Below are 7,501 nucleotides of genomic sequence, written 5' to 3' on the forward strand. Positions count from 1 at the left end.
GGCTCGACCAGGGCCAACAGCGCGGGACGTAGTCCCCGATCGAGATCGGCGGCGCGTTTACGTCCGCCGCCTGGCCGCCGCGCCCGCCCCAGCGGYTCGCCGCCCGCGTCCAGTTCATCGACTCCCGCCGACACGGTGGCCTCCCGGACACCCGCGGCAGCGGCCACCAACCGGATCCCGCCATGTCCGAGCGCCCGCKCCTCGGCGCCCATCAGCAGCCGCCGCTRCCRCTCGTCGAGATGCGGAAAGATYGTCTCGAACTTCGCCGCCAGMAGCTCCMGAGTGACCRCAAACCCACCCATACCAGAGGATCATGCCTCATCCTCAGAACCTACGGGTTATTTTCCCGCAAGCCCTAACGGGGAACTGATCAACGCGCAGCCGTMGGGCCGCATGCCGAGCGCGAGCGCCTTCCGTGGGGCGCTCGGTGGCTCCCCGTGAGTGACCAGGAGACGGTAACGACCTTCGTCGATGCCGAGGACAGCCTTCCACGGCTCGCATCCGGCGCCCGGGGTGCGCGGCAAAGTGCGCGCCAGCTCCGAGGCGCCGTGGGCTGGCAGTGGCAGGGGGATTCCGCCGGCCAGCCAGGTCGCGAACACGTCGACGAGGAAGTCGGCATCCGATCTGGCTGTGAGGGGACGCAGCCGACGGCAGCAGTGATCGAGATTCCGGGACCTGTCGCGAGCCCGCTGGTGCAGTTCGTTGAAGGTAAGCGGGCCTGCAGAGTCGATCACCGCCGGAGCGTCGCGGCGATCAGCCGCGAGGCGATCGAGAACAGCGACAAGCTCGTGCCGCCATGGCCGCGTGCCGCTCACGCGCTTCCGCCTGCGGGGCCGGCGGGGACCGATGGCGGCGTCCAGGTGGATGCGGCGACGCGCTGGAGATCGTCGGTGAGCCATCCGCCGCGCAGGCCCCGTTCGACGGCACCGGGCCGCCGGTCGCCCGCCGGCAAACTGATCCAGCAGCGCAGCAGATGCCGCGCCAGCCGCGGATCGGAATCCGTGTAGGCCGTGCGGGAGTGCAGGACGCAGTGATTGTGCACGATCTGGAGATCACCGGGCTGGAGTTCCATGTCGCAGGCCAGGCGCTCCGCGACCTCGTCCAGGAGGTCGAACGCGGCGAGCGCCCGCGATGACAGGGGTACGCCGGTTATCTTCTGCGTCTCCAGCAGTGTGTGCCGCACGAAGCGAGTACTAAATTGCTCGCGGTGCACGCAGAAGATCGGTGAGATGAACGTCGGTGGGCCGCCAGGGATGTTCCCCCCGGCCATATGGAAGTGAAATGGCTGGTAGAGCTCGGCGACGAGGTCCGGTGCATCCGCCAGCATCGCGTTGTGCACGGCTGCGGCGGAGGCCACACGACTCAGACCACCCCGGTCGGCGGCACGCAAGCACAGCAGAAGGGCCGCGTCGGCGCCGTCGGTGTGGAACCACAGCCGCTCAGCTGTCTGGTGYCCCCGCACCCGACCGTCACCGAGAGTGTGACCGCCGGCGCGAACGTGGCGGATGAGCTGCCCGTCACGGCTCTGCGTCGCGATTCGTCCCAGCTGAGCGGCTACGCCGCGGATCAGTACGAGGCTTTCGTGTTCACTGAGCTCGTCGACCGGAAGGCCTCGGAGCACGGCAAACCCGGGCCCGTTGGTGACGGCCGCAGACAACGCGCCTAGGTGCGTGTTCAGCTGGGACAGAGAGAAATCGTCGTCCGTCAGGTCGCGGTCACGGAAAACGTCCCTGGCTGCCAGCCGTGCACTCGCAGCGCGCACTTCCGCAACCAGATCGGCACGATGGGCGTCATCGATCTGGTGAAGATAGATCTCTGGACGCAGATCCCGACCGATCCAGATCGGCGCATGGTCGGTAGAAAGCTCTACAGGGGAGAAAGTGGAGTCCGTGGGATTCGCCATTGGAGCCCTCCGGATTGAAGGAACTGTGGCAGTTTTCGTGAGATATCTAGCGGTGCGCCTCGGCGGTGATCTCGTCTCCCGCGATCCAGCCGGTTTCGGCGGCGCCGATGATTCCGCCGGTCAGTCCGGGCCCGTCGCCCACGAGATACAGTCCTGGATGGCCAGGGGCTGACATGTCGTCATTGACGGTGAAGCGGGAAGCCCAACGCTCTACCGTCGGCCCGTAAAGGATATTCTCCGGATGGAGGATTTCAGGGCACAGGGCGGAGAGTCGGTGAAGGTATGACTGCAAGATGTGAACGATTTCGGCCGGGAATTCGGTGGTGAAGTCGCCGGGAGTAGCTCTGGGGAGGCTCGGCGAAAAACCGCGTACCGCCCGGCCGGCGGCCACGTCCTCGCGCGAGAGGAAATCGCCGAGACGTTGGCTCATCAGACCGCCGTGGCGGCTGTTGATCCCGGCCACGAGCCCTCGGATATCCGCTGCGCTGAGGCGAAGCCTGCGCCCGGCCGTAGCGATGATGGCACTGTTCGAACGGTTCTCGGCGTGGGTGGAGGTCGCATGCCCGCCCACGAGCAGCAGGCCGTGATAGTCGGCAGGGACCACATTGCCGCCGTAGCACATGCAATGGGTCCGCGCCTCCACCCCGTCGGGTCCGCTCCAGATGACTTTGGGATCAGTAGCGACCTTCAGGAGAGGTGCGAGAAACTCCTTCGCCCCCTCCAGTCGGAAACCGATCTTTGGTTGTGCCGGGTCGCGGCGCAGGTCGAGGGTGCGGCCAACCTCCCCGAGCCACGATGCTCCTACCTTCCCGGGCGCCAGGACTACGTTGACAGCATGGACCCGCTTGAAAACTGGGCCGTCCAGCTCCAGCTCCCACCGGAAATCGCGACGTCCAGACGGGCGAAGGTCCAGACAGGTCGTACGGCAGGCGATAGTAGCATTCTCAGACAAGCGCCTTCTCAGCCGCTTGAGCATCCGCGGAAGCTGGTCGGTTCCTACGTGTCGGACCGGATAGTGAACATATTCCAGGCCGGCGGTCTCGGCCAGTTCCTCCAAACCTTTTGCGGCCTCCGCGTCGGAGCCGTGAAGGTCTGCCCGTTCACCGGAGCGAAGAATCTCATCGATCGCGTGCTGACGCTTCGAGACGAGAGCTGGGGGAAATCTGTGGCTGACGGTGCTCCCGATCCGCGGAGACAGGCACAGCTTCCCGTCGGAGAACAGGCCGGCGCCCCCGAAACCCCTGGTCACGACATCACGTCGATCTCCCGACCGCATGACGCCAACGCGATCGTCCACATCGTCCCCTCCGTCGAGGAGGAGAAGTCCTGGCGCAGGCACATCACTTCGGTGCGCCGCCATTAATCCGCCTGGGCCTGCCCCCACGACGACGGTATGAAACTCGCGCTCATTCATCGTGAATATTAATCCTTTCGGCAAACCGTGCTACGGATCCCCGGGGTGATCAATTGGACCGCTGGGTGCGAGTGAATTGGCGGTGATGAGCCGAAGATCGGCTGAAATCCGGCAACCTTCGATACGGCATATCGGAGCGGAGACTCTCTCCGGCGACTCGTCGGAGCCGATATCGATATTCRCTAAATATTCCAGCCGGAGACGGTGAAGTTTTTCTGYTGCATGTAGAGTTCAATTCCAACGCGAGTGTACGGGTAGGTATTTTCGGGGAGGCTATCGAGCGGGAACCAGGCGATCCTGGCGCACTTGTGGGGTTCGGAATTTAYCGGCTCTCCGTCCCATGACCTGGCGTTAAAGAAGAGTCCGATGCGTGCTTCGCCGTGCTCGTTTCGAAAATGCACGGTTGAGGCGAGAGACAGGTCGTCCCGGGCCAGTAGAATGCCAACCTCTTCGCGGGATTCGCGACATACTGCGGCGACCGCATCCTCATCGGCTTCGAGTTTTCCGCTGGGAAGATTCCACCACCCRTCGGCAAACCCGGTACCGGACCGCAGAGCGAGCAGAACGGTGTCGCCGCGGACGAGCAGGAGCATGACGTCGATGACGCTGCGGTACGTCATGGTGGGTCTCCCTGCGGTCCGAGGTGGTCAGCGGGTGGTCGGGTCGAGGCCGAGCGCGATGAGCTGTTCGGCGATCCAGTCGACTCTCGCGCTGGTGGACATGTTTGGTGGGATGTCGTAAATGTGCTGCCCGACGCTGGCGCAAATGCTGCGAACGACGCGGTCGGCCGCTGGCTGAATGTCGAGGACTTTCGACCGGTAGGGATCACCGATCTGGTGCTGGTCGAACTTGTCGCAGCAGTAGAACACCGCGTCGTAGACGTGCGACCAGGCCCGGCAGAAGGACTCCATGGCGCGCAGGACGGGCCCATGTGGTCCGTCTGGGCCGCCAGGCAGGACCAGCCAGGCGTAGGCGAGGACATTCGCGATGGTCTTGTCGGCGATGATCATCGTGTGTTGGCGGGCGGTGCGCARCTGGCTGGTCAGCTGGGCGGCGAACAGGTCGACCTCGGTCTCCAGGTCGAACTCGCCGCGTCCGTGTACGACGATCTCCTCGATGAACGGGCTGTTGCGCGCGGGTTCGGGGACGCAGGCGACGTGTACGCCGCGTTCCCGGTAGTAGGCGGCGAGCGCGTGGGTGAGCGTGGTCTTGCCGGAGGCATGGGTGCCCTCAACCGCGACAACCAGGCAGTTACGCAGCATCGGCGAGTTCCTTCCAGGACCAGCGGCCGACCGTCGCGTTCGGCGGGACGGTGCGCGGAAACGCGCGCAAGGCCGGATCGGCCCACGTGCCTGACGACGTCATCGGACGGGCGCGGAGCACAGTTCGGTGAATTGGTCCCAAGCGGTCGCTTCGATGACTGCGTCGAGGTGGAGCGCGTTCCACTGGTAGTGGCCGGTGCTCCCCGCGGCGATCAGCGCGATGGCCAGCGCACGCGTGACGAGATGCCGCAGGATCTGCGAGCCCGACCACGATGAGCCGGCCGCGGCCCAGGAAGCACCGAGGGAAAGACCGTGAAGACGACGGACGGCGCACACGTCGGCCAGCGTGGCCAGGGCCGGTTCGCTGGCAGTTTCATACAGGCGCGCCAGACCTGGCTCTGGGGTCTGGCCGTTCCACGCACCTCCCACCGCAGTGATTCCCCGTGTGACCTGTCCGGGGCTGGTGGCGGTCAGGGCCGCGAGTTCGCCGGCGAGCCGGTGGCCGGCGAGGATCGCCGCCTGCCGTCGGGCTTGGACAAGCAGAGCGTCGACCGAGGCCACGACGGCGGCAGTCTCCACCTGAGCTTCGGCTGCGACCGCGTGGAAGCCGAACCGAACTGTCGTGTCGGCGACTTTCAGTGGGCGCGTCTGTGGCAGCGGCAGGTACACGGCGGCGGCGGCCGGTGAGTGGCCTGCCGCGTCGATGGTGAAGGCGGCAAGCAGGGAGGCCCGGTTGGYAAACGGCCGCCGTGCGCCGCCGAACGGGGTGTCGATCCAGTTCAGGTTGGTCGCGTCACGCATGCGTGATCCGCAGCGGATGGTGCGCCGCCGGCGGTCGCTCGGTGCGACTGGCGGAGTGGATCGAGTGCCCGAGGTACTTGGCGTAGTGGTTGCGCTTGAACCGATAGCGTGCCCAGATCGCGGAGATCGGCTCGTTGAGCAGGTTGCCCAACGGTTCGAGTAGATCGGGGGCGTCGTAGACCGGCCAGGCACTCGCCAGCCCTCGTGGGCTGATCACAATCATGTGACCTTCGGTGTCTGGGGTCCAGGTTGTCAGCCGCAACGCTGGCCGCCAGTCGTTCACGGTGCGTAGCTCGGCCAGCCGCTCRAACGCCGCCGTGGCCTCCTSGACSGTGAGGAAYTCGTGGTCGGCGAGRTCGAGSGCGTTSCCCTTSYKYAGYGGSAKRATCAGCTTGAGYTTYCCGGCGTCGAGYACRTCGGCGATCTGGAGSGTGAAYGGCAGYGCCGTCAGCGTCGAGCGGTAGACGACCGCMGACAGCGACAGCGSCAGSCCCGCGTCCTGGAACGCCCGCACCCCTGCCATGACCTTGTCGTAGTCACCGCGGACCCGGTTCGTCGTCGACCGCGGCCCTTCCAGTCCAACGGTGACGAACGTGACCTTGCCGGCCAGGTGATGTGCCTGCTGAAGGCCTCGCGTGGCGTTGGTCGGCAGGCCGATCACCGTGTCAGCGAACATGTCGACGATGTCGACGATGTCGCGGCGAAGCAGCGGCTCGCCGCCGGACAGGTACACCCGGGGYACCCCCACCAGGTTGTCCCGCACCCGCTCCAGYGTGGCCAGGGTGGGATCCGGTTCCTGTAGCGTCTCGGAACAGAACGAGCAGTCGAAGTTGCACCGCTTCGTCACCTGCAGGATCACCGACAGCGGGCCGGATGCGCCTGCGGCGATCGTCTCCAGGTCGCCGAACGCCGCGAGGTTGAAATGGTGACCTTTAGTGAAGACGACAGGTTCGTCAGTGTGGATAAGGTTCTCCGCTTCGTTGGACTGGCGCGCGGGACCGTGGGCAGGCGCGGGTGGGGAATACGTGATCACCGTGTCCTTCTCGATGTAGGCGCGTACGACGACCGGGCCAGATACTCGCAGCCTTCATGGCGGCGGGCTGCCGAACCGATGCTGGACGCGCTCAGCGTCCCAAGCGACMCACGCGTTGGTCATTCCCCACGGAACGAACATCTGATTCGGGTCCGTACGTGGTCGCTGACCTGCCCGAAAGCGCGCTGGCATGCCCTCATGTTCGTCTCGGCTGCGGAGAATCGTTCGGGTGCTCATTGAGCCCAGGCTCACCCGAAGCCCCCGTTTCGCCTGCGAGTGGACGGCTACGGTGGTGCTGGTTCAGTCGGTGGCCGAGATCCCAAGGCCGATCGAGTCGATTCGAGTTCGCGCGCCGCTACCCTGCTGCGACCTCGTGCCGCGAAAATGATCAAGAGGTAGATATATGGCAGGRCGAATTTCAACCTGCTCCGCAAACGAGTTCTCCTCGCGACCTGACAGTGTGAGGGCCCACTTCGACCACAAGGTCGGGGGTAGATCCCGTTTTCAGCGTCCGTTGACAGGGGTGCCTCACACGTTGCCTGGGGTCCACTGCATCGACATGCGCGGATCCTCAATCCGCACGACTTCGAACCCGAGGCGGGTATAGAGGGCCCGTGCGGGATTGTTGACGAAGACGCTGAGCCGGACCGGAACGCCACGCCGCTGAGCCGCCCGAAGGATGCCCTGTAGCAGATGGGTACCAATGCCACGACCTTGCACCTCGGGGAGCAGCGCGATCTCCTCGACGAAGTCGTACTCACTCTGGTGGATGACGCACGCGTAGCCGACGGGTCGACCGCTCTCCTCGACCACGGCAAATGGCAGATCGGCGAACTCCTTGTCGGCGGTTATGCGCTGTTCCGCATCATCCCACCCCGACGTCTGTTCGACGTATGCCCGCAGGGCGGCTCGCCTCACCTCGAAGAAGAACTCTCGATCGCTGCTCAGAGCGGGCCGAACCCGAAGGTCATGGGAACAGGTCATGTCGCAATGCCACTTAGGGCTTGCGGGAAAATAACCCGTAGGTTCTGAGGATGAGGCATGATCCTCTGGTATGGGTGGGTTTGCGGTCACTCGGGAGCTGCTGG

Annotated in this window: 8 protein-coding genes and 1 pseudogene; all 9 read right to left on the reverse strand. The window is 65.2% G+C overall.

Annotated features, from left to right (window positions below):
- Positions 1-212, reverse strand: a pseudogene (locus KBI5_RS23080) (ISAzo13 family transposase); the annotation flags it as partial.
- Positions 213-338: 126 nt separating this feature from the next.
- Positions 339-734 carry a hypothetical protein gene (locus KBI5_RS23085; RefSeq protein WP_133057132.1) on the reverse strand — a complete coding sequence of 132 codons (396 nt, stop codon included), beginning with the start codon at positions 732-734 and terminating at the stop codon, positions 339-341.
- A gap of 77 nt (positions 735-811) precedes the next feature.
- A complete protein-coding gene (locus KBI5_RS23090) occupies positions 812-1,762 on the reverse strand; it encodes a TauD/TfdA family dioxygenase (protein ID WP_241883135.1) in 951 nt (316 codons plus the stop codon).
- Between the two features lie 187 nt (positions 1,763-1,949).
- A complete protein-coding gene (locus KBI5_RS23095) occupies positions 1,950-3,317 on the reverse strand; it encodes a dehydrogenase (RefSeq protein ID WP_085016449.1) in 1,368 nt (455 codons plus the stop codon).
- A gap of 182 nt (positions 3,318-3,499) precedes the next feature.
- Complete coding sequence (locus KBI5_RS23100) at positions 3,500-3,937, reverse strand: NUDIX domain-containing protein (protein WP_085016450.1); 438 nt, start codon at positions 3,935-3,937, stop codon at positions 3,500-3,502.
- A gap of 27 nt (positions 3,938-3,964) precedes the next feature.
- Positions 3,965-4,579, reverse strand: coding sequence for an AAA family ATPase (locus KBI5_RS23105; RefSeq protein WP_085016451.1), 615 nt, complete (start codon positions 4,577-4,579; stop codon positions 3,965-3,967).
- Between the two features lie 99 nt (positions 4,580-4,678).
- The gene (locus KBI5_RS23110; protein ID WP_085016452.1) at positions 4,679-5,380 is read right to left on the reverse strand and encodes a hypothetical protein; all 702 of its coding nucleotides are present in this window, start codon (positions 5,378-5,380) and stop codon (positions 4,679-4,681) included.
- Entirely contained in the window at positions 5,373-6,413 is a 1,041-nt protein-coding gene (locus KBI5_RS23115; protein WP_085016453.1) for a radical SAM protein, read from the reverse strand. Before KBI5_RS23115 ends, KBI5_RS23110 begins: the two co-directional genes overlap by 8 nt.
- Before the next feature lie 528 nt (positions 6,414-6,941).
- Positions 6,942-7,397 (reverse strand): GNAT family N-acetyltransferase, encoded by a 456-nt coding sequence (locus KBI5_RS23120; protein WP_085016454.1) that lies wholly within the window; start codon positions 7,395-7,397, stop codon positions 6,942-6,944.
- Between the last annotated feature and the right edge of the window lie 104 nt (positions 7,398-7,501).

Origin of the sequence: Frankia sp. KB5 (assembly GCF_002099325.1) — a bacterium.
GTDB classification, from domain to species: Bacteria; Actinomycetota; Actinomycetes; order Frankiales; family Frankiaceae; genus Frankia; species Frankia casuarinae.